Source organism: Lactiplantibacillus plajomi, assembly GCF_005405405.1.
In the GTDB taxonomy this organism is placed as follows: domain Bacteria; phylum Bacillota; class Bacilli; order Lactobacillales; family Lactobacillaceae; genus Lactiplantibacillus; species Lactiplantibacillus plajomi.
Window position 1 is genome coordinate 13,437 of record NZ_BJDZ01000003.1, and the last position, 26,085, is coordinate 39,521.

Consider the following 26,085-nt stretch of genomic DNA (forward strand, 5'->3'; position numbering starts at 1 on the left):
CCGTTTAGAAGTCGCCCGTTAAAACGCGCAGCGCCGGTTATAATAGCTCAAAAACGCGCGCTGACTAGCCGCATCGACCGTGATCTTTGTCACACTCGTATTCTCCGGTTCCGGCAGGCTCATCGGGTCTTGGGGCTGTAAGACCGCTAGTGCCATCGCTTTAACGGTAAACCCGTGGGTCACCACGATAACGTTATCGGTTGGAAACGCTTTGGCAGTTGCGGTTAAAAAGGCGCGTCCGCGTTGCACAACGTGGTCAAACGTCTCACCAGCGGTCGCCACGTCAACGTAACTAGGTAGCACGTCCTTGAGTAACGGGTCGAAGTACTGCGGGTAAGTCGCCAACAAGTCATCGTTGGATTGACCGTCCCACTGCCCGTACGAAATCTCTAATAATCGCTCATCAGTTGTTAATGGTAAATCGTGACCGTGGTTCAAAATTGCGGCGGTTTCCTTAGTCCGTTCCAGCGGACTACAAATCAAACGGTCCGCAAAGCTAATATCAAAATCCGTGCGCAATTGCTGCGCTTGGCGTTGACCGACCGCGTTCAAGTGCGTAATGGCCGTGTTAATGGTCCCCTGCTTTAAATTTTGCGCGTTCGCGGTCGTTTGCCCGTGGCGGACGATGTAAAAGGTTGTCATGGTAAAAGTTGCCCTCCCGAATTAATTAATTGCTGATTAGCAAAAAAGTTCTTTTCCTAATTATGCCATAGTTCTTTCTCATTTGCCGACTTGACAAAATGAGAACATCTTGCTAAATTGTAATCATGAAATTTAAGGAGTGGCTACGATGGTAATTAATCAAAACGCTAACTTAATCGTCTCCTCCTGGTCTACACAGACATCTGTGTTGGCCTAATTTCGCGTGAGCAAATCAGCCCTAGCATGGATGTTTCCCAACATTCGATGACCAGGGCGTTCAACCAAAACTACTAACCGTCCTGGTGGTCGAAACGACTACCAGGACTTTTTTCTGTTCTAAAATAATGACTAATTAATTTGAAAGTAGGGATTTTTTTATGCCAACGTATAATTTTTCCGCCGGTCCGGCCGTGATGCCCGCCGCCGTTGTTCAACAAATTCAAGCCGAACTACCGTCATTTCAAGGTTCGGGAATGAGTATCATGGAAATCTCCCACCGTTCCGACCTGTTCGACCAAGTGATCAACGATGCGGAACGGGACTTACGCGACCTGATGCAGATTCCGGATAATTATCGGGTGCTCTTCTTCCAAGGGGGCGGGACGCTTCAGTTCACCGCCGCCCCGCTGAACTTAGCCACCGGCCATCACCACATCGGGTTACTCAATAGTGGCCACTGGGCGGAACGGGCAGCGGCGGAAGCTCGCCGGGTCGGGACCCAAGTAGATATTTTAGGCACTAGCGCCGCCAACCACTTCACGGCGCTGCCAACCTTAGATCAGCCAGTGACAGCCGACCTCGATTACGTCCACGTCACGACGAACAACACGATTGAAGGAACCCTGCTGACCCAGTTACCCGCAACTGGAAACGTTCCACTGGTTGCCGACATGTCCTCTAATTTCTTAGGTCACCAGTATAACGTCACCGACTTCGGTATGATCTTTGCCGGCGCGCAAAAGAACTTGGGGCCAGCTGGCTTAACCATCGTTATTGTCCGCGACGATCTCATCGGACACGCTCAGGACTTACCAAGTATGTTAGATTACCAACTCTTTGCGGATAAACGGTCGATGTTCAACACGCCGCCGGTCTTTGCCATTTACGCCGCTGGATTAGTACTAAAATGGTTGAAAGCTCAGGGCGGGCTCGCCGCCATGGCCACCCGCAACCGCGAGAAAGCCGCGTTACTTTACGACTTCCTCGATCAATCGACGTTGTTCACTAATCCGGTCAAACCTAGCGACCGCTCAACAATGAACGTCCCGTTCGTCACCGGTAACGCCGCAACCGATGCCCAAGTGATTGCCGGCGCCGCTGACCGCGGTTTACTGAACTTAAAGGGGCACCGCTTGGTTGGCGGCATGCGGGCCAGTCTGTATAACGCCATGCCAAAAGCTGGGGTTCAAGCCCTGGTTGACTACTTAGCGGCTTTCGAAGCCCACCACGCTTAAGGAGGAACTTTACGATGTATCAAATTAAAACTTATAATGCCATTGCCCAGGCCGGACTGGACCAGTTCACACCCGCCTACACGTTAAACCAAACCGACGACGCCGATGCGTACCTAATTCGGTCGGTTAACTTACACGACCAACCACTACCGAAGTCACTCAAAGTCATCGCCCGCGCCGGTGCCGGGGTCAATAACGTGCCGATCGAACGGGCCACCGTTAACGGCACCGCCGTTTTCAACACCCCCGGTAGTAACGCTAACGCCGTTAAGGAACTGGTCATCGCCCTGCTCGTCATTTCGTCCCGAAACCTACTGGCCGCCGCCAGCTATTCGGCTAAGCACACCGAAGCCGACGTTTCACAACGGACAGAACACGATAAAACCAAGTTTAACGGGACTGAATTAGCCGGTAAGACGCTGGCCGTCATTGGGCTGGGCCACGTGGGATCGTTAGTCGCCAACGCCGCCCTCAACCTCGGGATGACCGTTATCGGCTACGACCCGTACCTGTCAGCGGACGCCGCCTGGAACATTTCCAAGCAGGTCCAACGCGCCGCAACCTTAACGGCCGCCGTTAAAAACGCCGATTACGTTACCGTCCACGTCCCTAAAAATGACGACACCGTCGACCTGATTGGCAGCGCCGAAATTGCCGCCATGCCAGCCGGTACCACCCTGTTCAACTACTCGCGAATCGGCATCGTCAATAACGCCGCGGCGGTTGATGCGCTAAATCAAGGACAACTCCGGCACTACTACACCGACTTTGGTGAACCGCAAATCGCTAACCGTGAGGATGTGACGGTCACCCCACACATCGGTGGTTCAACGATCGAAGCCGAAGTGAACGGCGCCACCCAGGCCGCCCGCACGATTATGACCTATCTAGAAACCGGCAATGTCAAGGCGGCCATCAACTTACCGGACCTGACCGTTCCGTTCAACGCCGCCTACCGGTTCACGGTCATTCACGACAACGTTCCGAACATGGTCAGCCAAATCACCCAAAAAATTGCCGCAGCCAACCTAAACATCGCCACCATGGCTAACGCTGCTAAGCAGGGCACGGCCTACACCATTATTGATGTCGACGACCTCGACCACCAAAGTAGTCAGCAATTGATCAAAACCCTAACTGCTATTCCGGCGGTTGCGCGGGTTCGGTTGCTTACCCATAAATAGGTATTTTAATAATCAAAAATAATTTTCTAACTTTAAGCAAGCGCGTCAGTCAGTGATGCGCTTGCTTTTTGTGTCGTCAAGCAATCAATAAATTAAAAAATAGCTATTGATTTTAATTTAATTTTAATGTATTCTCATTTTTGTATTAAAACATAGGTCAATCGAATTAGGGGGTACATACTAATGAAATGGAAATTTTTAGCAACGGCAGCCGCGGTCACGGTGGCGGCCAGCGGTTTACTAGTCGGTTGTGGTAGTAAATCCAGCTCCAGCGCCAACAATGCTGGGAATACTAAAGCTAACATGGCTAAGACCCAGGTCCTCAACTGGTCAGAAAACGGCCAGGACATCACCACCTTGGATCCATCCAAGGCAACTGACGTCATCAGCGGGACCATGATCAGTAACTCGCAGGAAGGGCTTTATCGCCTCGGTAAGAATAGTAAGGCAACCCCGGGGATTGCCACGAGCACCAAGGTTTCTAAGGGTAAGAAGACCTACACGTTCACCCTGCGTAAAAATGCAAAGTGGAGTAACGGCGATAAGGTAACGGCGCAAGACTTCGTTTATGGCTGGCGCCGGACGGTCAACCCGAAGACCGCGTCCCAATACGCCTACCTCTATTCCGGCATTAAAAACGCTGATAAAATCACGAAGGGTAAGGCCAAGCCATCAACCTTGGGTATCAAAGCCGATGGTAAGTATAAGCTGACCGTTACCTTGGAAAAACCAATGCAGTACTTTAAATTACTGATGGGCTTCGTGGTCTTCTTCCCACAAAACCAACACGCCGTTGAAAAGTACGGCAAGGATTACGGGACTAGTGCCAGCAAGATGGTTTACAACGGGCCGTTCAAGATGACCGGTTGGAAGGGCACCAACTCGACCTGGAGTTTAGTTCGGAACTCCTCATACTGGGATAAGAAGCACGTTTACCTGACTAAGATCAACGACCAAGTGGTTAAGTCCACGACGACCGCCTTCAACCTCTTCCAGAGTGGTAAGTTGGACGCCGCCGTCCTATCCGGTCAACAAGTTAAAAACGAAAAGAATAACAACAAGCTGGTCATCCGTAAATCAAGTCGTTTGAACTACTTGGAATACAATCAAAAGAAGGTTAAGGCGCTCGCTAACAAGAACGTCCGCAAGGCGATGTCGTTAACTTTGAACCGTAAACAACTGGTCAACAACGTCTTAGGTGACGGTTCCGTTACCCCTAAGGGCTTCGTAACCGCCGGCCTGGCCAAGGATCCAACCACGGGCAAGGACTTCGCCACTAGCACGATGGTCAAGGATTCGGTTACGCAGGATACGACTAAGGCTAAGCAGCTTTGGAAGACTGGCCTTAAGGAACTCGGTAAGAAATCCTTAACGGTCACGTTGACTCACGACGATACCGACCAAATGAAGGCCCTCTCCGAATACGTTCAGGGACAACTCGAAAAGGAACTTCCAGGCTTAAAGGTCAAGAGTGTCACAGTCCCTTACAAGACCCGGATTTCCCGTGAATTAGCTGGGAACTTCCAACTCGTCATCTCCGCATGGCAAGCCGACTTCGCTGACCCGGTATCCGACCTTGGCATCATGACTTCGGATAACGACTACAACTTTGGTAAGTGGAACAACCCGACCTTCGACCAAGCCATCGAAACGGCTAACAGCACCACCAGCACGAAAGCACGCTGGGCTGCGTTAGCTAAGGCTGAACAAACCATCGGGACCGATCAAGGGGTGGCGCCACTTTCTCAAAACGTCATTGCCCAAATGGTTAACCCGAAGTTGAAAGGGCTCGTTTATAACACTGCCGGCATCAACTACAACTTTAAGAGTGCTTACATGGCAAAATAGGCCGTGTTGAAACCCATTAATCAGGTCGCCTACAACCAATTGTTGTGGGTGACCTGATTTTTTGGCATTAAAAAAATATGCTACCATTAAATCACGTAACTAATTAGTGGCAGTTACTGTCCACCAATCACACCGCAACCGAAAACCAGCCGTTGCGATTAAGGAAAGATGTATGCAAATTCAAGAATTGACCCACCCCACCGCGGCCGAACTCGATCAACTAATGACGATTTGGCTAACCGGCAATATCAGCGGCCACCCGTTTATTAAACCCGATTATTGGCGCAAACAAGCGCCGGCAGTTCGGCAGGCGTTACCACAAGCCAATTTATTAGTTGCCCGTGATGCGCACGCCACCATTATCGGCTTTCTCGGCCTTCAAAAAGATTACATCGCCGGTATTTTCGTTAGGGAAGACGCCCGTAAACGCGGTATCGGCACCGCCCTACTAACCGCGGCTAAGCAACGGAAACCCAAACTATGCCTCTCAGTCTACGTGGCTAACCGCACCGCGGTCGCCTTTTACCACCACAGCGGCTTCACGGTGCACGCCCAGGCCATCGATAAGCCAACTAACCAACCGGAATACACGATGCGGTGGCACCACTAGGCGGCATTTTTCTTCATCATATAATTTTAGAATATTTCCAATTACGTATAGATATTGACAAGATTATACTATTAATGTTTAATTAATAGTGAAAGCGGTTAAAAAAGGCCGCTCTAGATCGTAAAAAAAAGGAAGTGTCGTCTTGAACATCGAGCTTTTTATCGCCCGGCGAAAGGCTCTCGGCTTATCGCAAAAAGCGCTTGCCGAGGGAATCTGCACCCAGGCGACCCTTAGTAAATTTGAAAATAACGGTAAGGCGCCCGCAATTCGGATTGTCGCCCAACTTTGCCAGCGGCTTAACCTCCAATTAGAGGACGTTTTTCCAACCGAGCGGGTCGCTGATGCCGCCGTTCTAAAGGTTTTGGAGCAAGTTGAATTTGACTTGATTACCAGCGAATTTCGCAACGCCGAAACGCTGCTTACCAAAATTGCGGATAAACCCCGTCACGACCGTGAGACCAACTTACAATATTGTTATTTAAAGGGGTACGTTTCCGCACTCACGAACCATCCGATCAGTGATGTGTTGTTCAATTTCGACCAAATCATCACCGACCTGGATGAATCCCACACGACGATTTATACCCAACTCGCTTATTGTGGCACCGGGATTGCCTACCAATTCAACGAAGACAACAACAAGGCCCAGTACTACTTTGAAAAGGTCCGCCACGCCCTGCCCGATTTACCACTTGAGAATACGGCCAGCGTTTGGCGGGTCATCAATCTGGCTTACTACACGGGTAATTTCTACGCCAGCATCGGTCAGTCGGAACAAGCCCTCAAGCTTTTGGATTACGGCATTAAGATTTGTTCCCAGTACCACGTGACCTACTACGCAGCTTGGATCAAGTTCTTACAATCCCAGCTGATTGAAGACCCAGATCAAGCAGCGGAGTATTTAAACGACGCTGGCGCGTTCGCCAGAATCAACAATAACCGTCAATTACTTAAAAAAATCTCAAGTTATTCAAGTTCTCGTTAACCTTGGGTCAATTAATTGCATTTCGTTCGGCCATCCTCTAAACTGCAAGTATCAAAGACGAGTTTGCCAACAATCAAGGAGGTTTTGACCATGTTACTAGCCGGTCTTTTAACCGCGGCCGGGTTAGCCGTACTCGCTGGCGCCGCAGCCAGCAGTTCGGTCCCCGCTGCACAACCTGTCAAAATCAAACGTGAACGTCATCAACGTTAATCATGACGTCAAAAATAAACGCGTATTCGCTAGACGAAGTTAGTCTAATGAATACTCGTTTTTTTTAGCTATAATAACCGTTTGCGTAAACCGTAACCCGCGCCTAGGAGAAGCGTCATTAACAATAATCCGAATCCGACTAACCAGCCGTTAGTTAGTGCCGCGTTCGTTTGCGGCAACCGGCTAGCACTAGCCGTTACGGGTTTAGGGGCCGTTGGTTGCGTCGGCTGACTGACCTTGGTCGGTACCGGCGTTGCCACTGGCCGTTTCGTTACCGGTGACTGAACTGGATCCGTCTTCGGTTGCGTTACTGGTAATTGCGGGGTGGTCGGGTCAACTGGATCAGTTGGGTCAACTGGGTCAGTCGGGTCAACTGGATCAGTTGGATCAACCGGGTCAGTCGGATCAACTGGATCAGTTGGATCAACCGGGTCGGTTGGATCAACCGGTTTAGCCGTATCCGACACCGTAACTAACGCATCGTAAGTGGTGTACGGGCTCAACGTAACTGGCCACGACGTCGCATTCAACGCATAGCCGTCTGGCGCGACCGTTTCTTGAATGGTGTATTCGCCTTGCGCCAAACCGCTAAGCTGGGCACGGCCGTTTTGATCAGTCGTTAAGGTTGCAACGACCTTACCCGTGACATCAGTGACCTTAAAGGTTGCGCCGACCAACGGTTGTTGGTTCGCCTGGTCAACCTTTTGAATAGTCAGCGATGCTAACTGGTAAGTATTAGTCAAAGTAACCGTATCGCCGGTCGTGGTTTGGGTCGCAACGTACCCATCCAGTGGCGTTTCCACCACCGTGTAACGGTAAGTCGTCCCGTTGGCGTCACTGACCGCTAAATCCGTAAACGCGCCGCGGTACTGGTTGGCCGCCGTCAAAGTTAACGTTTGGACGGCTTGACCATCCCGTTGTAACGTGACGACCACGTCGGGCCGCGTCACGCTGGCCGGAACGTTTTGCCAAACTTTAACCACGTTCACTTGGGTCCGCGCAATTTTCGCATCGGCGACCGGTAACGTAACCCGGGCATCGGTAGCGTTAGCAGCATCAACGACCACCTGATGCGACTGCGGATCGAGTAAGTACCCGGCCGGCGCAGCCGTTTCCTTAATGGTATAGGTCCCTGCCGATAAATTGTCAACGTAAATCCGGCCCTGCGCATCGGTGACCAAGTCGTCACGGAGTAGCTGGCCGTTGGCATCTAACAACTGGTAAGTTGCGTCCGCCAACGCTTGGTCGTCTTCACCGGTCTTCACAATGATTAACTGGTACGGTTGGTCATCGTAACTCCCCTGAATACCGTAGCCTAAGGCCGCGTTAGCCTGCTTATTTTCAGGTTCGGTCGTCCCGGGGTTTTCGGGATCAGACGGTGTGCCGTCCGGTGTATAGGTCACATCAGCATTGTTCGTGTATAAGTGACCCTTGGTAACCGTTACTGAATAAAATAAATTAATTGCAGTCGTAATATCGTCAAAATGAATGGTCAGCTGATTACCCGCTTGCGTGAAACGAATATTATCCGCAGCGCCCCCGGCAGCCGGCGTAAACTGGTTGGTCTCAAAATTAAAAGTTCCCAACGTGGTTTCTTTTTGAAAGGCACCGTCGACGTAGTGACCACTTTCAAGCGTCAGGTCGCTATCATGCGTCTGGTACAATCCCAGTTGATCAACAATCTCAACGTTTTGCCAATGTTCACTGCCAATGTTAGCAACAACTTGCCAGTACAGGCGCGAAGGAACACCATCTTCGTCAGTCGAATTAGCGTCCGCCCAACCGACTTTATTGATTTTAGCGGTACTATCACTCGCATCGTTATCGGTGCCGGTCACGTAAATTGCGAAGGACCCGTTACGTTTATCGTAATCATGCGTTGCAAAGTAATCACCAAAGGTTAGCGTCCCGGTCGTTGTCCCGTTGGTCATTTTCAACGTGGCTACCGGTTGGCCATCCTTCATGAGCGTCTCAGTTCCGCCGGTCGACAAGACGTTGGCTGGTAACGTCAACGTTGCCGTATCACCAGGATTAATCTTTTCACCATCCGGAATCGACCAGTTATAAGTCGCCTTGTAAGAAACGTAGCGACTTAGCGAATCGCTCGCATCGTACGTTGTTTGACCATCGGTACTGGTCAAAACGGCATCTTCAGCACCAATGCCATTCACAACGACCGCTTGTTTGACCGTCCGTTTTGGCTGGGTGGCAGCATCGCTCGACGCGTCAGTGTCATCCCCCGCTGGCGAGTCGTGACTAGTTGTCACCGCATCGTACATCTGCGTCGTCGTTTGGTGGTTCGCCGTCGTTGCCGTCGTTGCTTTGGTCTTGGCACTGACCCGCCGCTTAGCGGATTGCTGTTGATCAGTAACGTCCGACTGACTTTCGTTGGCCGTCGTATCGGCACTACTCGTTGTCGTTACCGCTGCCGGGGTCGGTGTCGTAACCGGCGTTTGACTAGCTGACGGTGCCGCCTTAGTTGACGCGGCAGACGATTTTAACGTGACTTGCTTAGCTGGTTTTGCAGCCTTAGAACTGGTGGTCACGACGTCCGCGTCCGCTTGCGCCGGCGTATCGGTCGCAGCGTGGACGTGAACATTAGTCGTGACCAACATCGTTAATAACGTTGCCGTCCCGGCTAACCAGGTCGTTAAGTGTTTGCGTTGCATTTAATTCCCTCCCTCCAAGAGTTTTATAACCAAATGACAAGCAAATGATTATCCCCTTTAATTATAAGCTACCTTGCGCTAATTACGTATAAAAACATAATTTTATTAATAAACAGGGACATTGGTTTACGAAATCAATTTTTTAAGGTTGTTGACTTGCAAGCGTTCTCCCAATTACAATGACGCCAACGTTAAAAATCACCCACCGCTTTAGCGTAGTAGGTGGGGTTGGCTCGAATTTATGTATTATAAATAATTATAGTTAACAAATTAACTTGCCTTTATTTAGCTGTTTTAGGTATTTAATTTAGATTTAGTATTATAATTAATTATAACGATGGTTTGTTTACCCGTACTTTCCTAGTTAACCCCCCACTCAATTAGTTAAGGGACGCCATGGTGACGATCAATTTATAACAACCGTTTAACTAATAACTTATATTTATGCCAATTTAGCGCTTTTTATATTATTTTTAACGTACTGGTACAATTTACCATTATTAGCATTCGTTTACCTTATAACTTAAAGGGGTTGATCTTTGGTGCCATTATTAGCGGTTAATCGTTTAAAAGCGCCCGCTTTCAACGTTACACGCTAACCTAGACCAATATTTCATTTATCAACCGATATCCAACAGCACCTTAACTGATAATTATTTTTTATAACCTGATAGGTGAAACAAGCCGTCTAAATATTTAAGCACTTTAATTTAGCAATGACGCCTATAAGCAACGTTTATCCATTAAGCCCTTTAACCTTAGCCGCAGGACTTTCGGATTAACGTTAACTCGGTTAAAATTAACGGGAAGAACTGTCAGCTACTAGGCAACTGCAGCAATCTGACTGTAACAACCCCTTAACTGATAACTAAATCCAATGGCCGTTAACCGAAAAATCACTGGCAACAACCGATAGACCAATTAAGCAAGCTCAGCTATTACTATCATTTATAGTTTCAGGCGCTTAACCATTTTCTTTGACAGTTCCCGTAAATAACCGCTATGATAATCAGTAATACTTCAAATCGTTTTATCTGGCCGTCCGCGATCAGTCCGGGACCCTTTTATTTTGGAATTTTTACTTTGTTCTAGCCTGTTTACTAGCGGTTCGAATCGCTAAAGCACCATTCATAATTTTATGGAGGCTACTTTTCATGAATATTAAAGATTTATACTATTTTCAACGATTGATCAGTACCCAGAGCTATACCCAAACCGCGGCTGATTTTCACGTTAGTCAGCCAACTATTTCGCAGGCCATTAAGCGGCTCGAACGGCACTTTCAAACCACCCTGTTCTTCCGGCAAGCCAAAACCAAGGCACTGGTACTAACTCCGAGTGGGCAGCAACTACTACTGGCCGCTAACGACATCATCGCGAACTGGCAACACGTTAACGAATCAATCAGTCACTTACGCCAACATACGTTGCGGCTGGGAATCGAACCGTCCGTCAGTGAACATTACTTACCGGCCCTGACCAAGCCGATTTTAGAACAAGACTTACTTAGTAGCATCCACACGGTTGAAATGAGTGCCAATTCGCTCGTCAAGCAGGTTTTAGGTGGCCAACTCGACCTCGCCATCAGCGGGAACCTTGACCAAACGTTGGACGAACGGCTGGCGGTCACGCCGTTACGCCCGTTCCAATTTAAAATCTTAGCCAGTCCGGACCACCCGCTGACGAAGATGGACCACCCAACTTTTGCCGAAGCGTTAAAGTCCCCATTCGTAATTTTAAACGCGACGTACCTGAACAAGCTGGTGTTCCACCAACTCGCCGAACAGTTATCGATCAAGCCGCAAGTCCTCTTTGAATCCGACAGCAGTACCCTGATCAACGGGTTAGTGCGGGAAAACTTGGCGCTCGGGTTCGTCTCGGACATTACGACGCCTAACGATGACGACCTGGTTGAAATTCCAATTGACGACGTTCAACTACCAAGCGTGCACATTAACTTGATCCGACGGGCGCACCAGTTCCCAATCGGGTTATTCAAGCAAGTGATGGACATTATCGAAAAAACCTTTAAAAATGATCCGGCAACGCCGGAAGACTAACCAATAGTAATAAAGCGCGCATTCAAAGTCGGCCAGCTAACTTTGAATGCGCGTTTCGACTATTATGATCCGGACGCGTTAAAAAAGCCGTGACTTTGGTCACGGCTTTTCGTTTCACCTAAAACAGATAAACTTTGGCTTCGTAAGCGCGCAAGACGTCGCCCTGATCATCATCGTAATTGCTGATCAGTAACGGCGCGGCTGGTGGTCGTTGCTCAAAATGCCGACTCTGGGTTTCAGCCGTGAAGTTGCAAATCACCAGTAAGGTTTGGTGCCCGTCACGACGCGTATAGGCGTAAACTGACTGGTCGTCCGGCATCAGCAGGTGATACCGTCCGGTTCGAATCAACGGTAGCCGGTGGCGTAACGCCACTAGCCGTTGGTAGTAGTGATAAACTGAGCCCGGCGTGGTTTGCGCCCGCTGCGCGTTGATCCGCGGATAATTGGGGTTTACGGCCAGCCACGGCGTTCCAGTGGTAAAGCCGGCGTGTGGCGCGTCTTGCCACTGCATCGGCGTACGAGCGTTGTCGCGTGACGTATGGGCCAAGTAGGCGAGCATCGTTGCCGAATCGGTCGCACCTTCCACCTCAACGTAGTGGTGATAGGCGTTAAGCGACTCCAAGTCCCGGTAATCATCCAAGCGGGTGAAGTGAGCATTGGTCATCCCCAGCTCCTCACCTTGATAAATAAAGGGCGTTCCCTGCATAAAGTGTAACAAGGTGGCCAACATTTTCGCGGAACGGGTCCGGTAAGCCGGGCGGTCATCGCCAAAACGGGAGACAATCCGCGGCTGATCATGGTTATTCCAATATAAACTGTTCCACGCCTGGTCGTGTAAACCGGTCTGCCACTTCGACAAGCTGTGCTTTAAGGTTACTAATTGCACCGGCTGGTCGTTCCACTTACCAAAGCGTGGGTCGGGATTACCATCCAAACTGACGTGTTCAAATTGAAAGACCATGTTCAACTCGTGACTGTTACGGCCGGCCAACTGCTGAGCATCCGCTACGCTAGCCCCCGGAGTTTCGCCAACCGTCATCAACGCCCGCCCGGCAAAGACCTGGGCGTACATTTCCTGCAAGAATTCGTGTAGTCGCGGACCGTTAGCTTCGATGGCGCCAATCGACGCGTACGGCTCGCCGTCAGCGACCGGACCATCCACGAAGACGGTCGGTTTTGAAATCGAATTAATGACGTCTAAGCGGAAACCGTCTACGCCCCGGTCCACCCAGAAGTTCATCATGTCGTAGACCGCTTGCCGCAACCGCGGGCTTTCCCAATTCAAGTCGGGCTGTTCCACGGCAAACGAATGTAGGTAATACTGCTGCCGGCTCGCCACGTACTCCCACGCCGAACCGCCAAACAGCGCGCCCCAATTCGTCGGCGCGTGGCCGTCGACCGGATCACGCCAAATATAGTAGTCGGCGTACGGATTGTCGCGACTGCTGGCACTTTCTTTAAACCACGCGTTTTGATCCGACGAATGGTTAACGACGATGTCCATCATTAGCTTTAAGCCCTTAGCGTGTGCCGCCGTTAACAGTGCGTCAAAGTCAGCCATGGTGCCGAATTTTGGATCAATATCATAATAATCACTAATGTCGTAGCCGTTATCAACGCCCGGCGACCGGTAGATCGGGTTCAACCAGATAACGTCGACTCCCAGTTGTTTGACGTAATCCAAGCGCTGGGTAATCCCAGGTAAGTCACCGATGCCGTCACCATTCGAATCTTGAAACGACCGCGGATAAATTTGATAAACAACGGCGGATTGCCACCACTGCGTCGAAGTTGTCACAAGTCATCACTGCCTTTCTTTAACCTAACTAAATATTAATAGTGTTACCGATTTCAATCACCTTCATTTTAGCATGGCGCCTCCTCAACGACTAGGGGGATACCAACCATTTCAGAAACCAGTTCCGGTTGACGAATAGCGGGTGGCGTGCTATCATCACACGTATTCATATAAACGAACGAAGGGTCCTACCCCAAGTAACGGATTAGCTGGGTGTCAGAAAGTCGGTGGTTGCTGCGAACCGATCAGGCTAAGCACGCTGAAATACAGTAGGACGTGTCCGGGGTCACCCGGCGGATAATAACTAGACCCGTTAACTGCTAGTGAGAGGCGCACTTTTAACGCGCAATCTGGGTGGTACCACGGTCTAATCAATCGTCCCTGTTGTCAAATCGACAACGGGGACGATTTTTTTATACTCAATTAAAGGAGCGTTTAATCATGAAAAAGTCAGCAACTTGGCGACCGGTCCAACTACCGGAAGCCCTCACGATTTTGTTCGTTATGTTAGCAATCATGGGCATTGCGGTCATCAAATTCGGTCTGTCACCGCAGACCCCGGTCATTCTAGTCATTGCGTTAGTCATCCTGTGGGCCCACCTGCGCGGCGCCAGTTGGGACACCATTCACGGTGGGATTACCGATGGCATTAAAACCGGGATTATTCCGATTTTCATTTTTATTTTAATCGGTGCGTTGATCAGTGTCTGGATTGCCGCCGGAATCATTCCGTCAATGATGGTTTTTGGGTTCCATTTAATTTCTGCCCGCTGGTTTGTGCCCTCGGTCTTCTTAGTTTGCGCCATTATCGGTACGTCAATTGGGAGCGCCTTTACGATCGTTTCCACGATTGGGATCGCCCTCTTCGGAATCGGCACGACCATGGGCATCAACCCCGCTTTGATAGCCGGTGCGATTATTTCCGGCGCCATTTTTGGCGATAAAACTTCACCGTTGTCCGATTCAACCAACTTGGCGGCCGCCATTGCGGAAAGCGACCTTTTCAGTCACATTCGCAACTTAATGTGGTCAACGATTCCGGCCTTCATTGTTTCACTAATTGGCTACACGATCCTCGGCAACGGTGCGGCCACCACCAGTCACCTGGGGAAAATTCAGTCGACCCTGACCGCCCTCAACCAGAACTTTTCAATCAGCTGGTGGGCAGCCCTCCCGCTTGCCCTGATGTTCGCCTGCGCCTTTATGAAGATTCCGGCAATTCCGACCCTGCTGTTAAACATCGGCTTAGCCATCGGGATGTTAGTGCTTCAACAGCCGCACATTCAAATCGCCAAAATCGCGACGATGATTGAAAGCGGCTTTGTGGCCAAAACCGGCAACGCCAGCGTGGACGCCCTCCTGTCCCGCGGGGGGATCAGTGCCATGATGGGGACCGTCTCACTGATTTTACTAACGCTGGCACTCGGGGGCCTGTTAATGAAATTCAACTTGATTCAAACGGCAATGGTGCCACTCGCAAAGCGGTTAAACGGCGCGGGCGCCACCGTGACGGCCACGATTTTAGCCGGCATTGGCGTCAACATCTTCGTTGGGGAACAGTACCTTTCCGTCATTTTACCCGGTAAGGCCTTCAAGCCGACCTTTAACCAGCGCGGCCTTGCAAACCTAGCACTTAGTCGGGTGCTGGAAGACGGCGGGACGGTCATCAACTACCTGATTCCTTGGGGCGTCGCCGGGGCGTTTGCGGCCAACACGCTGGGCGTTTCCACACTAGCCTACCTGCCATTTTGTTTCTTCAGCCTGTCATCACCAATCTTCTCAATTATCAGCGGCTTTACCGGCTGGGGATTAAAACGCCAAGCACCCGCTGGCAACTAAAAACACTCCATTTATTATTCACTAAACATAAGGTCGCCGATAATCGTTCCTACTTGTACTTTCAACGGCTCCCCCACTAAAATAAAAGCACGCATGGACGGCCCGACCGTTCAGAAGATTAACTGATTTAATTGGAGCTAGGGTTTTGATCAGCGGATCAAGGCCTAGGAGGGGGATTGAAATGCTTGCTTTTGGTTATCGTAAATTTGGGGGACCCGCAGTTTTTGAAGCGATGGCACAACCGGGGTTGAAGCCAACTGGCAACCAGATTTTAATTGAAACGTTGGCGGTTAATTTAAACGACGAAGACCGCAACGAACGCTTGGGAACTAACACCCAACTCGCGTTACCGTTGATACCGGGACACGACGTGGTGGGTCAGATCATCGAAATCGGGCCAGCGGTCACCGGTTTTGAAGTCGGCACGGTGATTGCCGCGCACACTCAGCACACTTACGCCGAACAGGTGTTACTGGATAGTGACCTAGCCGTAACCGTCCCAACCGATTTAACGCCCGCCCAGGCGGTCAGCCTGGTCACACCAGGGATCATTGCTTATAAAACGGTCCGCTACTTTGCGGACGTGCAGCGTGACCAAACGGTAATCATTCGCGGTGCTGAAAATTCGATCGGCATGTTGGCGGTTCAACTCGCACAACGGTTAGGTGCGCAGGTCATCGCCATCGCGCCGAACCGCTTTAGCGACCGCTTAACGGCACTCGGGGTTCACCAGGTCGTGGCCCCCGACCGCCAAAACCCGAACCACGTCCTCGCCGATCAGGGTGACGTGGTCATCGACTTAACGCGCCAGGGCGAACACGGCAAGGACAACCTAGCCGTGGCCAAGTTCGACGCGACCATCGCGTCGTTTGCGCCGAGCTTACCGGCCACCAGTAAGTCGATTCGTTTCCAGTCGATTCACCCGACCAACGTCATTTCCGACCAGGCGACGCTACAGATGCTCTTTAAACTACTACGGACCGGTCAGTTGACCGTCGCCATTGCCCAGCAGTTGCCGTTTACCCTAAACGGCTTTATCCAGGGCCACACGCTGTTAGACGCGCCCCACGATGGCCAGCTGGTCGTCGCGAAATAACCAAACTAAAAACGGCAATCCCGTTCGTTCGCCCCGGTTACTACCGAGGACGTTCGACTTGGATTGCCGTTTTAATCGTTTTAGTTAAGCTTCCGTCATGGCGACGCTAGCCGCTTGGTCGGGCTTCGTCAGTGCCACCACGTCGTCACCGGCCTGCACGGTTTGAACGTCGATCCGGTCAACGCTGGCGTACTCGGTCGTGTTAGTGACGACCACCATTACCGTCGGGTCGTAACCGGCCGTTTGAATGGCCGCCACGTCGAAGCTCCCGAGTTGGTCGCCCTGCGCAACGTGTTGCCCCGCCGTAACCTTTGTCTCAAAGTGCTGGCCGTCGAGCTTGACGGTATCGAGGCCCAAGTGGATCAGGACTTCAGCACCGTTGTCGGCCTTTAAGCCGTAAGCGTGCTTGGTCGGGTAAGCGACCGTGATTGTTCCGGCAACCGGTGCGTAAACCCCGTTGTCACTAGGAATCACTGCGACCCCCTTCCCCATCATTTCGCTGGAGAAAACTTGGTCGGCAACCGTTTTTAAGCTAACCGCCTGACCACTGACCGGTGCGGCGACCGTCCCGTCCGCAACCGTCACTTCGGTCACGGTCGGTTCCACAACCTGGTCGTCGTCCGGTTCGTTCGCCATGACCCGTTTTCCGTAGACGTACGTCCCGATGAAGGCCACGATCATGCTAACAATCAGTGCCATGAAGAATTGCAGGTAGAACTTAACGGGCAGGGAGATAAACCCTAACAAACCGGCTGCACCCAGCGCGGACGAGCGGATACCGAAGAGACCCACGAAGAAACAACCGACCGCACTCCCAATCATCCCGATAAAGAACGGGAAGCGCCGCTTTAAGTTGACCCCGAAAATAGCTGGTTCAGTAATCCCAAGTAACGCCGAGACGCCGGCTGAAGAAGCGAGGCCCTTTTCTTTTTTACTCCGCGAAAGGAAGAAGATAGCTAAACAAGCCGCCCCCTGTGCCGCGTTAGCCATGGAAGCGATTGGGAAAAAGAGGTCGCCACCGGTTTTAGCAACGTCCGCCAATAACTGCGTTTCGATGGCCGGGAAGCTTTGATGCAGCCCGGTGATGACGATTGGCGAGTAAACCAGGCCGAAAATTGTCGACCCAATAAAACCGGAACGGTCGTACAAGAAGACAATGCCGTCGGTTAAGCCGTTCCCAACGATCCGCAGTACCGGACCAACGAAAGCAAAGGTAATGAAGGCCACGAAAATAATACTGATCATCGGCGTAAAGATAAAGTCGAGCGTCGCCGGCATCTTTTTATGCAACCAACTTTCGACCTTAGCCAGGATGAAGGCGACCGCTAATACCGGTAGCACTTGCCCCTGATAGCCGGCCTGGGCGATGTACCAACCGAAAATGTTCCAGTAGGTCATCGAGCCGTCCGCCAAGGCGGCCGAAACGTTATAACCGTTGACTAACGCCGGCATAACCATGATCATCCCCATGGTTGCCCCGAGGTAGGCGTTACCTCCAAAGCGGCGGGTTGCCGAAAACCCTAATAGGATCGGCAGGAAGGTAAACGGCGCCGATGCAAAGGTGTTGATCATTTCGGCAATCCCCTTAATACCGGGGTACATGCCGACCAGCGACTGAGCACCAAACAGGCCCTTCGACGTCAACACGTTGTTTAACGCCATCAGTAACCCACCGGCAACCAACGCCGGAATCAACGGAACAAAAATATCGGACAAGACTTTGACTAACGCCATTAACGGGTTCGGTTTCTTGCCGTTTTCTGCGACCGCTTTCAAATCATCGGGAGTAACTTCCTTTAAACCGGTCATGGCAATGAGCTGATCGTAGACTTTGTCAACGTCACCAGGGCCGATGATAATTTGAAATTGGCCGTTCACGCGGAACGTTCCCTTAACGGCCGGATTATTGTCCAGGCCCTTCTGGTCGATCTTACTGTCATCTTTTACCACTAACCGCAGGCGCGTCGCACAGTGGGCGGCGGCAATGATGTTATCACGACCAACTTGCACGAGGATGTCTTGCGCTGCTTGTTTATGATCCATGGGTCTTCCCTCCAAGGTTGTTTTCGAATTTGTGACCCAATTGTAACCGCTATCTTTTAAATTGTCAAACGTTTATCAATTTCGTGCAAAAACTAATCATCCGTGCTATGATAGCGATATCAAACGTTAATCATATAGGAGCGAAGACTGATGAAAAAATGGACGACAGCCCAACGGTACGCCGCGTATTCGACTTATTCGGACGCGACCCTAACACAGTTAATTGCAGCGCAACGAACTTCCCGTTGGCACTTAAACTACCACGTGCAACCACGGTCGGGACTATTGAATGACCCGAACGGCTTTAGTTACTTTAATTCGCGCTGGCACTTGTTTTACCAAAACTTTCCGTTCGGCGGGGTCCACGGGTTAAAATCGTGGCGGCACGTCAGTTCTAGTGACCTGTTCAATTGGCAAGAAGACGACTTAAGCTTGTTACCGCAAGCACCGTACAGTACCCAGGGGGTTTACTCCGGTTCGGCCATTCCCATCAACGACCAGTTATTTCTAATGTATACCGGTAACGTCCGCACCGATGACGGCGGTCGCATCAGTACTCAGTTAGGTGCTTGGGTCGACGCCAATCAACACTTAACTACGACCGACCTGCCACTAATCAACCAGGCAACCGGCTACACCGCCCACTTCCGCGACCCACAAATTTTACACGTCGACGGTCACTACTACGCCATCCTGGGCGCCCAGCGCGCGGATCTGCAAGGCCAAATTTTAGTATACCGTGCGGACACCGCCACCGGTCCGTGGTCACTGGTTGGCCCGCTCGACCTCGGTCACCGCGACCTTGGCTACATGATCGAATGCCCCAACTTAGCCTTCGTTGACGGCCACGTGGTGTTGCTCTTCTGTCCCCAAGGATTGGACCGCGAGCGGGTCCCGTACGCCAACGTTTACCCAAACATGGCAATTGTCGCCGACGACATCGACTGGCAAACCGCCCGGCTGATCAATCCCGGTCCGCTAACTAACTTAGACTTAGGTTTTGATAGTTACGCCACTCAGGTGGTTAATGGTCCGGACGGCCAGGCCCACACCATCAGCTGGTTAGGCTTACCAGACACAACTTACCCGAGCGATGCTGAAGGATGGCAGGGCTGCTTAAGCCTCGTCAAGACGTTACACGTCATCGACGGTCAGCTGCAACAAAAGCCGGTTGCGTTTCCGGAAAGCGACGTACCTTTCGACCCGTTCCGTGATACACTTAAGGGACAAGAAGTCCTGTACGTTGACTTACCGGCCGCAGTTAACGGCCAACTCACGCTTGGTAACGCCAAGGAACGGTTGGTTCTGAACGTAACGGCCGGACAACTGACCATTGACCGTCACGCCGCCGGTGCCGCCGTGGGTTCCACTTTCGGCGATACGCGGACGCTCCCGCTAAGTGCGGGTCCTCACCACTTGGCACTTTACCTGGACCGTTCCACCTTCGAGCTCTTTATCGATGATGGCGCACAGGTCGCCTCCGGTAGGTTCTTCCCGCAAGACGACACCCCCTGGCACTTAACGTCCACCCTGAATACGCCGGTGCGGCTGACGGGTCAGCGACTTCCAACTCTTTACTAAACTGGAGGTCTCCCCCATGGCAAAATTATCAGACGTTGCGGCCCTAGCCGGCGTTTCCGTTACCACGGTCTCGCGAGTCATCAATAATTACGGCTCGCTCTCCGAAAAAACCAAGCAAAAGGTGTTCGCCGCGATGCGCGACTTGAATTACCAACCCAACAGCTTGGCCCGTTCCTTACAAGGCAAACAGACCAAACTAATCGGCCTCATTTTTCCCGGCGTCAGCCACCCCTTCTTCGGCGAACTCGTTCAGGATTTGGAGGACCAACTGTTCAAGCACGGCTACCGGGTAATTCTTTGTAACGCGTCGGCCGGTGACGCCGAAAAGGAACGGGACTACGTGCGAATGCTGCAGGCAAACCAAGTTGACGGCATCATCGCGGGGGCCCACAACATGCCGGTTCCGGAATATCAAAAGATCAACGCTCCGTTAATTTCTTTTGACCGCTACTTGGGCGATAATATTCCAATCGTTAGCTCCGACAATTACGCCGGCGCACGCTTGGCAACCAGCGCCTTGCTCGATACCGGTGCCCGCGACGTGTGGGTCCTGACCGGCGCTAACCGTCCGGGTAACCCGACTAACGACCGGCTGCGCGGTTATCAGGACGTGATGGCCGAAAAGGGATTGACCCCGCACGCCGTTGAGATTCCGTTCAGTACCGCGCCCGAGGTAAAGTGGGCCACGATCAAGCGGATGCTGAGCAGTCACGTTCCCGAAGGCGTCTTCGCAACCGACGACATGACCGCCATCATGGTCATGCAAATTGCCCGCACGCTGGGAATCCAAATTCCGCAACAACTGCGGGTAATTGGTTACGACGGCACGGTGCTGACCCGGAACTATTACCCGGAACTGGCCACGATCGTGCAACCGATCACCGCCATCAGCTCCTTAATGATCGACCTACTCATGCAACGGATTAAGGATGCGGACGCTCAGCTAGAGGCGCGCTACGTCTTACCAGTACGGCCGTACGCCGCCCGCTCACTACTAGGCGAATAACCCCTAATTCGTACACTTTAATTAAAGTGTTCAGCAAAACGCTATGGCGAAAAGTCGTCATAGCGTTTTGTCATAGCGTTAAAAAAGGTCCGTGCAAACATTGCACGGGCCCCTTTAGGAGTAGGTTAGAATGAAGTGGTATCATCCTAGGTTGTGACTTGATTCCAACCAGTTACGGTCAGGTTGAAATCAAGGGATTAGTTTTGACTCGTCACGCTGGTGGCTAAGTCAACTCGTTGCTGATTTAATTCAATAGCCAGTGGATCGCCGGAAACCAAGGTCACGGTCGTCCCCTGCTGGTCGACATCGACCTTTAACAAGCGACCCCGGAAGTTCACGTGGAACTGATAGTGCTGCCAAGCTTTCGGTACGAACGGTGCAAAGGCCAGCGTGTCATCGTGAACCCGCATACCGGCAAAGCCTTGCACGATTGCTAACCACGAGCCGGTCATCGACGTAATGTGTAAACCGTCGACCGTGTCGTTGTTGTAGTTATCGAGATCGAGGCGGGCCGTCCGTTCGTACATTTCAACCGCCTTGTCTTCCTTATGCAGGTCGGCCGCTAAAACGGCGTGAACGGCTGGTGACAGGCTTGATTCGTGGACCGTCAACGGTTCGTAAAAGTCGAAGTTTGCCCGCTTTTGTTCCGGTGTAAAGCGGTCCATGAAATAGTAAATCCCTTGGAGAACGTCGGCTTGTTTGATGTACGGTGACCGTAAAATGTGGTCCCACGACCAGTGTTGATTAATTGGCCGTTGATTGGCCGGAATCGATGATACCGGTTTCAAATCCTTATCCAAGAACGTATCGTTTTGAATAAAGATGCCCAACTTGTCATCGTGTGGGAAGTACATCCGGTCAACGATGTCCTGCCAGTGCGCGCATTCCTCGTCACTAATCGCTAAATCTTCACGTTTAGCGGCGCTTACTTTCTGCAAGCTCGCTAACGTGTATTTCAACGTCCAGCGGGCCATCAAGTTAGTATACCAGTTATTATTCACGTTGTTTTCATACTCGTTCGGTCCGGTAACGCCGTGGATCATGTACTGTTGCTTGCGTTGTGAAAAATGGACCCGGTCCGCCCAGAAACGCGAAATTGCGGTCAAGACGTCGATGCCCTTGGTCTTCAAGTAGGTCTCATCGCTGGTATAACGGGTGTAATTAAAGATGGCGTAAGCAATCGAGCCGTTGCGGTGAATTTCTTCAAAGGTGATTTCCCATTCGTTATGGCATTCGATACCGTTAAAGGTCACCATTGGGAACAACGCACCGGCTAAGCCCTGTTGCTTGGCGTTATGGAACGCGCCAGCCAACTGGTTATACCGGTATTCCAACAAGTTTTCAGTGACTTGCGGGTCTGCCAGTGATAAGTAGAACGGAACGCCGAACGCTTCGGTGTCCCAGTAAGTGGCACCACCGTACTTTTCACCGGTAAAGCCCTTCGGCCCCAGGTTCAGGCGTTTATCTTCGCCATAATAAGTGCTAAATAACTGGAATAAGTTAAAGCGAATCCCCTGTTGCGCCGCAGCGTCACCGTCGATTACCACGTCGGCTAATTGCCAACGTTGGTGCCAAACGTCGACGTGAGCTTGCCGTAAATCGGCGTAGGCCTGCTGACTAATCGTTTCACTCAGACTAGCCAGGGCACCACGAAGGGCCGGCTCATCGTCGTAGTCACGTGACGTGACCACAACGACCCGTTTTTCAAAGGTCGTGCGTTCGTCCGGCGCTAACGTACCGCGGAAAATGTTGGTGACCGCCTTGTCCGTTTCCGGCGCTGCCACCGCTTCAAAGTCGGTTTGGTGCATCATTTGCATCCCCAGCGTAAACCGCGGGGTCCCAAAGGCGTTCGGCTTGGTTTCAGCGACCATGCTGCCGCCACTCAGGGCGTGCGACTTCGACAGTACTTGCCAGAACTGTTCGTCATAGTTAGCGTCTTCGTTGAACACGTCGGCGTCGATTTGCGAAATAAACCCGATTTGAACCGGATCTGCCCCCAGATTATGCACCTGGTAATGAACGTCAAAGAGTTCCTTCTGGGCGCCACTTACGAAGCGGTCGATCACGAAGCGTACCTGCTTAGCCCCCTTCGTGACGGTAAAGGCCCGCCGTAAAATACCGGTCTGCATGTCCAAGTCTAACGTGAAATCACTAATGTTATCCTTGGCTAAGTCGACCTGGTCGCCGTCAATCGTCAAGTTGACTTTGATGAAATTAACGGCGTTGACGACCTTGCCGAAGTAATCCGGGTAGCCGTTTTTCCACCAGCCGACCCGCGTCTTGTCCGGGTACCAGACGCCGCCAATGTAGATGCCCTTTAAGGTATCGCCCGAATAATGTTCTTCAAACATCCCGCGCATCCCCATGTAGCCGTTACCGATACTCGTCATACTTTCCTGTAACCGTTTATCCGCTGGGACTAATTCGTGGCTAACCACGTGCCACGGATCCACTTCAAAAATTCGTTTCATGTTGCTGCTCCTCCCCCGGATAAATTAACGAATAACGTCCTTAGTTTCTGGATCAAAGAAGTGCGCCTTGGTCATTTCAAACGCCACTTCAACGTTTTCGCCCGGTTCATGGTAATCACGAGCGTCAACCTTGGCGGTGAACTTCGACTGTCCGGCCGTGCAGTAAAGCATCGTTTCAGCCCCTAAGAATTCGGAAACCATCACCTTGGTGTGAACGACCGAATCCGGCATTGCGGCCAACGCCACTTGTTCGGCGTGGATGTCTTCCGGTCGAATCCCGACGATCATTTGCTTTTGGTCGTAACCTTTCGACTTCAAAATCTTCAACTGGCCTTCTGGTACGGCAACGTCTAAGCCCTTACCGTCAGTGACCCGGCCATCGTGTAAGGTGGCGTCAAAGAAGTTCATCGATGGCGACCCCATGAACCCGGCAACGAACTGGTTGACCGGTTCGTTATAAAGTTCGTGCGGCGTCCCAACTTGCATAATCTTACCGTCGTTCATAATCACGATCCGGTCCGCCATGGTCATCGCTTCGATTTGGTCGTGGGTCACGTAGATCATGTTAGTCTTTAAGCGTTGGTGCATTTGGGCAATCGTCGTCCGCATGTCGACCCGCAGCTTAGCATCCAAGTTAGATAGCGGCTCGTCCAGCAGGAACGTGCCGGCATCGCGCACGATGGCCCGCCCTAAAGCGACCCGTTGCCGTTGCCCACCGGATAAGTTGGCGGGTTTGCGTTGCAAATAGTCAGTTAAGCCTAATTGTTCGGCGGCGTTGTCGACCCGCTTCTTAATTTCCGCGTTGCTATAAGTCTTACGAATTTTCAGTCCAAAGGCCATGTTGTCAAAGACCGACATGTTCGGGTATAACGCGTAAGTTTGGAACACCATCGCAATATCGCGATTCTTAGGTTCCACGTCGTTCATGACCTGGCCGTTCATCTTCAAGTCACCCTTAGAAATATCTTCCAAACCGGCAATCATCCGCAACGTAGTCGACTTCCCACAACCAGACGGGCCGATGAAGAAGATAAACTCGCCATCTTTAATATCCAAGTTCATATCGGTAACGGAATAGTTGGCGTTACCGCTGTATTTTTTGTAAATGTGTTCGAGATTCATTTCAACCATCGAAATCCACTCCCCTGTTTTCTCACTAAGCTACTTCCTAATTTTGCAACCGACCGCAACCGGTTGCTTTTACTGTCAAAAATTAAAGCTGCGTCAACAGCTTAATTCGATTGGTCGGCCACCTGGGTTGGGGCCGCGTCCACGTGGTACTTGATAATGACGGGCTGGCCGTTGACGGCTAACTGACCGTCATTGACCGCGACGTCCGCATCCGTCAACAAGTTTTGGTAAGTGCCGGCCGTCAAATCACTATGAACCGCCGTCACTTGGCCCCTGAGTGGTACCCAGGCAACCAACGCGTCACCAGAACCATCGGCACTCCGGTAAGTTACGCGGATCACGCCGTTTTCAACGACCGCTAAATCGTAAGCCGCCGCCCGCATTACGGGTAGTTGCTTAATTTTTGCCAGCCGTTGGATCAGACGCGTCACGTCGCCGTGGCGGTCGTTAACAATCACGTCCTTATCGAAAAGCGATGGGTGGTGTTCGGCTAAGAATTCTTGGCCGTTATAAACCTGGGCGATTCCCCGTTGCAGGAAGGTCCACGTCAAGTGATTAATGGCTTCCGGTTCGCTATGCAAATAGCTCATCATCCGTTCGTTATCGTGATTTTCAAGGAACCGCATCTTGACGTAGTTCGCTGGGAAGGTCGCGTCCTGACGCTTCAAAAGGTCCACGTACCGTTCAACCGTTGTTGCACCTTGGCAATAAGCTTGGTAGTCACTGAAAACGTCGTAATCGTAGGTCATATCAAACGCCTGGTAGAGTTCACTGTCAGACAACCCGACGTAGCCCTGACCGCGTAATTCTTCAATGAAGCCACTACCTGAAGATTCTGCCAGCCAGAGGGTGCCCGGATGAGCCGCGTTAACTTGGCGACGGGCTTCCAACCAGAAGTCTAACGGCACTAGCGGCGCAACGTCACAACGGAAACCGTCCACAAATTGGGTCCAGTATAGCAACGTATCGATCTGGTACTGCCACAAGTCGTGATGGCCATAATCGAGGTCCTTCACGTCGCTCCAATCACCGACCTTGTTCGTCAGCGCACCACTTTCATCGTGATAAAACCATTCGGGATGGGTCGTAGCTAACACGGAATCGGGGGACGTGTGATTATAAACGATGTCCAACATCACTTTCATCCCGAGGGCGTGGGCTTTATCCGTTAACGCTTGAAAATCCGCTAACGTCCCGTATTCCGGGTTGATGCCGCGGTAATCTTTAATCGCGTACGGTGAGCCCAAGGTGCCCTTACGGTTAACTTCGCCGATCGGGTTGATTGGGAGTAACCACAAAATGTCAGTTCCCAAATCCTTGATTCGTTGTAAATCAGCCGTAACCGCCGCAAAGGTGCCGGCTTCCGAATAATTACGTACAAAGACACAATAGATCATGTCGTTGCGTAACGTTGTTTGTGTTTCACGTGCCATTAATCTTCCCCATTTCTCTAATGCT

General features: G+C 51.4%; 17 protein-coding genes. 10 read left to right on the forward strand and 7 right to left on the reverse strand.

Features of this window, described 5'->3' with window-relative positions; translation table 11 throughout:
* Positions 1-18 precede the first annotated feature (18 nt).
* Positions 19-642, reverse strand: a complete 624-nt coding sequence (locus FFM82_RS01465) for a histidine phosphatase family protein (RefSeq protein ID WP_137644096.1) — start codon at positions 640-642, stop codon at positions 19-21.
* Between the two features lie 377 nt (positions 643-1,019).
* Here FFM82_RS01465 and serC point away from each other — a divergent pair, with 377 nt between their 5' ends.
* The 5 genes from serC (at position 1,020) to FFM82_RS01490 (ending at position 6,723) form a co-directional block, all read left to right on the forward strand.
* Complete coding sequence (gene serC, locus FFM82_RS01470) at positions 1,020-2,096, forward strand: 3-phosphoserine/phosphohydroxythreonine transaminase (RefSeq protein ID WP_137644097.1); 1,077 nt, start codon at positions 1,020-1,022, stop codon at positions 2,094-2,096.
* A gap of 14 nt (positions 2,097-2,110) precedes the next feature.
* Positions 2,111-3,280: a 3-phosphoglycerate dehydrogenase family protein gene (locus FFM82_RS01475; RefSeq protein ID WP_137644098.1), complete on the forward strand. Its 1,170-nt coding sequence runs from the start codon at positions 2,111-2,113 to the stop codon at positions 3,278-3,280.
* A gap of 183 nt (positions 3,281-3,463) precedes the next feature.
* The gene (locus FFM82_RS01480) at positions 3,464-5,128 is read left to right on the forward strand and encodes a peptide ABC transporter substrate-binding protein (protein ID WP_137644099.1); all 1,665 of its coding nucleotides are present in this window, start codon (positions 3,464-3,466) and stop codon (positions 5,126-5,128) included.
* A 172-nt stretch (positions 5,129-5,300) separates the two neighbouring features.
* On the forward strand, positions 5,301-5,738 hold the full coding sequence (locus FFM82_RS01485; protein ID WP_137644100.1) for a GNAT family N-acetyltransferase: 438 nt from the start codon (positions 5,301-5,303) through the stop codon (positions 5,736-5,738).
* A 142-nt stretch (positions 5,739-5,880) separates the two neighbouring features.
* Entirely contained in the window at positions 5,881-6,723 is an 843-nt protein-coding gene (locus tag FFM82_RS01490) for a helix-turn-helix domain-containing protein (RefSeq protein WP_137644101.1), read from the forward strand.
* Between the two features lie 278 nt (positions 6,724-7,001).
* Here the strand turns inward: FFM82_RS01490 and FFM82_RS01495 are convergent, their stop codons facing one another.
* On the reverse strand, positions 7,002-9,602 hold the full coding sequence (locus FFM82_RS01495) for an MSCRAMM family protein (protein ID WP_137644102.1): 2,601 nt from the start codon (positions 9,600-9,602) through the stop codon (positions 7,002-7,004).
* 1,154 nt (positions 9,603-10,756) lie between these two features.
* On the opposite strand from FFM82_RS01495, the gene FFM82_RS01500 reads away from it, so the two are divergent.
* A complete protein-coding gene (locus FFM82_RS01500) occupies positions 10,757-11,662 on the forward strand; it encodes a LysR family transcriptional regulator (protein WP_137644103.1) in 906 nt (301 codons plus the stop codon).
* 118 nt (positions 11,663-11,780) lie between these two features.
* Here FFM82_RS01500 and FFM82_RS01505 read toward each other — a convergent pair whose 3' ends face one another.
* Positions 11,781-13,460, reverse strand: coding sequence for a glycoside hydrolase family 13 protein (locus FFM82_RS01505; RefSeq protein WP_137644104.1), 1,680 nt, complete (start codon positions 13,458-13,460; stop codon positions 11,781-11,783).
* A 441-nt stretch (positions 13,461-13,901) separates the two neighbouring features.
* On the opposite strand from FFM82_RS01505, the gene nhaC reads away from it, so the two are divergent.
* Positions 13,902-15,299: a Na+/H+ antiporter NhaC gene (gene nhaC / locus FFM82_RS01510; RefSeq protein WP_137644105.1), complete on the forward strand. Its 1,398-nt coding sequence runs from the start codon at positions 13,902-13,904 to the stop codon at positions 15,297-15,299.
* Positions 15,300-15,480: 181 nt separating this feature from the next.
* Positions 15,481-16,395, forward strand: a complete 915-nt coding sequence (locus FFM82_RS01515) for an NADP-dependent oxidoreductase (protein WP_137644106.1) — start codon at positions 15,481-15,483, stop codon at positions 16,393-16,395.
* A gap of 84 nt (positions 16,396-16,479) precedes the next feature.
* Here the strand turns inward: FFM82_RS01515 and FFM82_RS01520 are convergent, their stop codons facing one another.
* Complete coding sequence (locus tag FFM82_RS01520; RefSeq protein ID WP_137644107.1) at positions 16,480-18,438, reverse strand: sucrose-specific PTS transporter subunit IIBC; 1,959 nt, start codon at positions 18,436-18,438, stop codon at positions 16,480-16,482.
* Between the two features lie 150 nt (positions 18,439-18,588).
* Between FFM82_RS01520 and FFM82_RS01525 the strand changes: the two genes are divergently transcribed.
* Positions 18,589-20,019, forward strand: a complete 1,431-nt coding sequence (locus tag FFM82_RS01525; protein WP_137644108.1) for a sucrose-6-phosphate hydrolase — start codon at positions 18,589-18,591, stop codon at positions 20,017-20,019.
* A gap of 16 nt (positions 20,020-20,035) precedes the next feature.
* Positions 20,036-21,025, forward strand: a complete 990-nt coding sequence (locus tag FFM82_RS01530; protein ID WP_137644109.1) for a LacI family DNA-binding transcriptional regulator — start codon at positions 20,036-20,038, stop codon at positions 21,023-21,025.
* A 197-nt stretch (positions 21,026-21,222) separates the two neighbouring features.
* On the opposite strand, the gene FFM82_RS01535 is transcribed toward FFM82_RS01530, so the two are convergent.
* The 3 genes from FFM82_RS01535 to FFM82_RS01545 all read right to left on the reverse strand — a co-directional run bounded on the left by FFM82_RS01535 (position 21,223) and on the right by FFM82_RS01545 (position 26,060).
* Positions 21,223-23,496, reverse strand: a complete 2,274-nt coding sequence (locus tag FFM82_RS01535) for a glycoside hydrolase family 65 protein (RefSeq protein WP_137644110.1) — start codon at positions 23,494-23,496, stop codon at positions 21,223-21,225.
* A gap of 24 nt (positions 23,497-23,520) precedes the next feature.
* Positions 23,521-24,627 carry an ABC transporter ATP-binding protein gene (locus FFM82_RS01540; RefSeq protein WP_137644111.1) on the reverse strand — a complete coding sequence of 369 codons (1,107 nt, stop codon included), beginning with the start codon at positions 24,625-24,627 and terminating at the stop codon, positions 23,521-23,523.
* Between the two features lie 101 nt (positions 24,628-24,728).
* The gene (locus FFM82_RS01545) at positions 24,729-26,060 is read right to left on the reverse strand and encodes an alpha-amylase family glycosyl hydrolase (protein WP_137644112.1); all 1,332 of its coding nucleotides are present in this window, start codon (positions 26,058-26,060) and stop codon (positions 24,729-24,731) included.
* Between the last annotated feature and the right edge of the window lie 25 nt (positions 26,061-26,085).

Excerpts from the sequence above, each read along its gene's own strand:
- FFM82_RS01485 (WP_137644100.1), top strand. The coding sequence starts at position 5,301 with ATGCAAATTCAAGAATTGACCCACCCCACCGCGGCCGAACTCGATCAA.
- serC (WP_137644097.1), top strand. The coding sequence starts at position 1,020 with ATGCCAACGTATAATTTTTCCGCCGGTCCGGCCGTGATGCCCGCCGCC.
- FFM82_RS01475 (WP_137644098.1), top strand. The coding sequence starts at position 2,111 with ATGTATCAAATTAAAACTTATAATGCCATTGCCCAGGCCGGACTGGAC.
- FFM82_RS01535 (WP_137644110.1), bottom strand. The coding sequence starts at position 23,496 with ATGAAACGAATTTTTGAAGTGGATCCGTGGCACGTGGTTAGCCACGAA.
- nhaC (WP_137644105.1), top strand. The coding sequence starts at position 13,902 with ATGAAAAAGTCAGCAACTTGGCGACCGGTCCAACTACCGGAAGCCCTC.
- FFM82_RS01525 (WP_137644108.1), top strand. The coding sequence starts at position 18,589 with ATGAAAAAATGGACGACAGCCCAACGGTACGCCGCGTATTCGACTTAT.
- FFM82_RS01530 (WP_137644109.1), top strand. The coding sequence starts at position 20,036 with ATGGCAAAATTATCAGACGTTGCGGCCCTAGCCGGCGTTTCCGTTACC.
- FFM82_RS01495 (WP_137644102.1), bottom strand. The coding sequence starts at position 9,602 with ATGCAACGCAAACACTTAACGACCTGGTTAGCCGGGACGGCAACGTTA.
- FFM82_RS01500 (WP_137644103.1), top strand. The coding sequence starts at position 10,757 with ATGAATATTAAAGATTTATACTATTTTCAACGATTGATCAGTACCCAG.
- FFM82_RS01520 (WP_137644107.1), bottom strand. The coding sequence starts at position 18,438 with ATGGATCATAAACAAGCAGCGCAAGACATCCTCGTGCAAGTTGGTCGT.
- FFM82_RS01545 (WP_137644112.1), bottom strand. The coding sequence starts at position 26,060 with ATGGCACGTGAAACACAAACAACGTTACGCAACGACATGATCTATTGT.
- FFM82_RS01515 (WP_137644106.1), top strand. The coding sequence starts at position 15,481 with ATGCTTGCTTTTGGTTATCGTAAATTTGGGGGACCCGCAGTTTTTGAA.
- FFM82_RS01540 (WP_137644111.1), bottom strand. The coding sequence starts at position 24,627 with ATGGTTGAAATGAATCTCGAACACATTTACAAAAAATACAGCGGTAAC.
- FFM82_RS01465 (WP_137644096.1), bottom strand. The coding sequence starts at position 642 with ATGACAACCTTTTACATCGTCCGCCACGGGCAAACGACCGCGAACGCG.
- FFM82_RS01480 (WP_137644099.1), top strand. The coding sequence starts at position 3,464 with ATGAAATGGAAATTTTTAGCAACGGCAGCCGCGGTCACGGTGGCGGCC.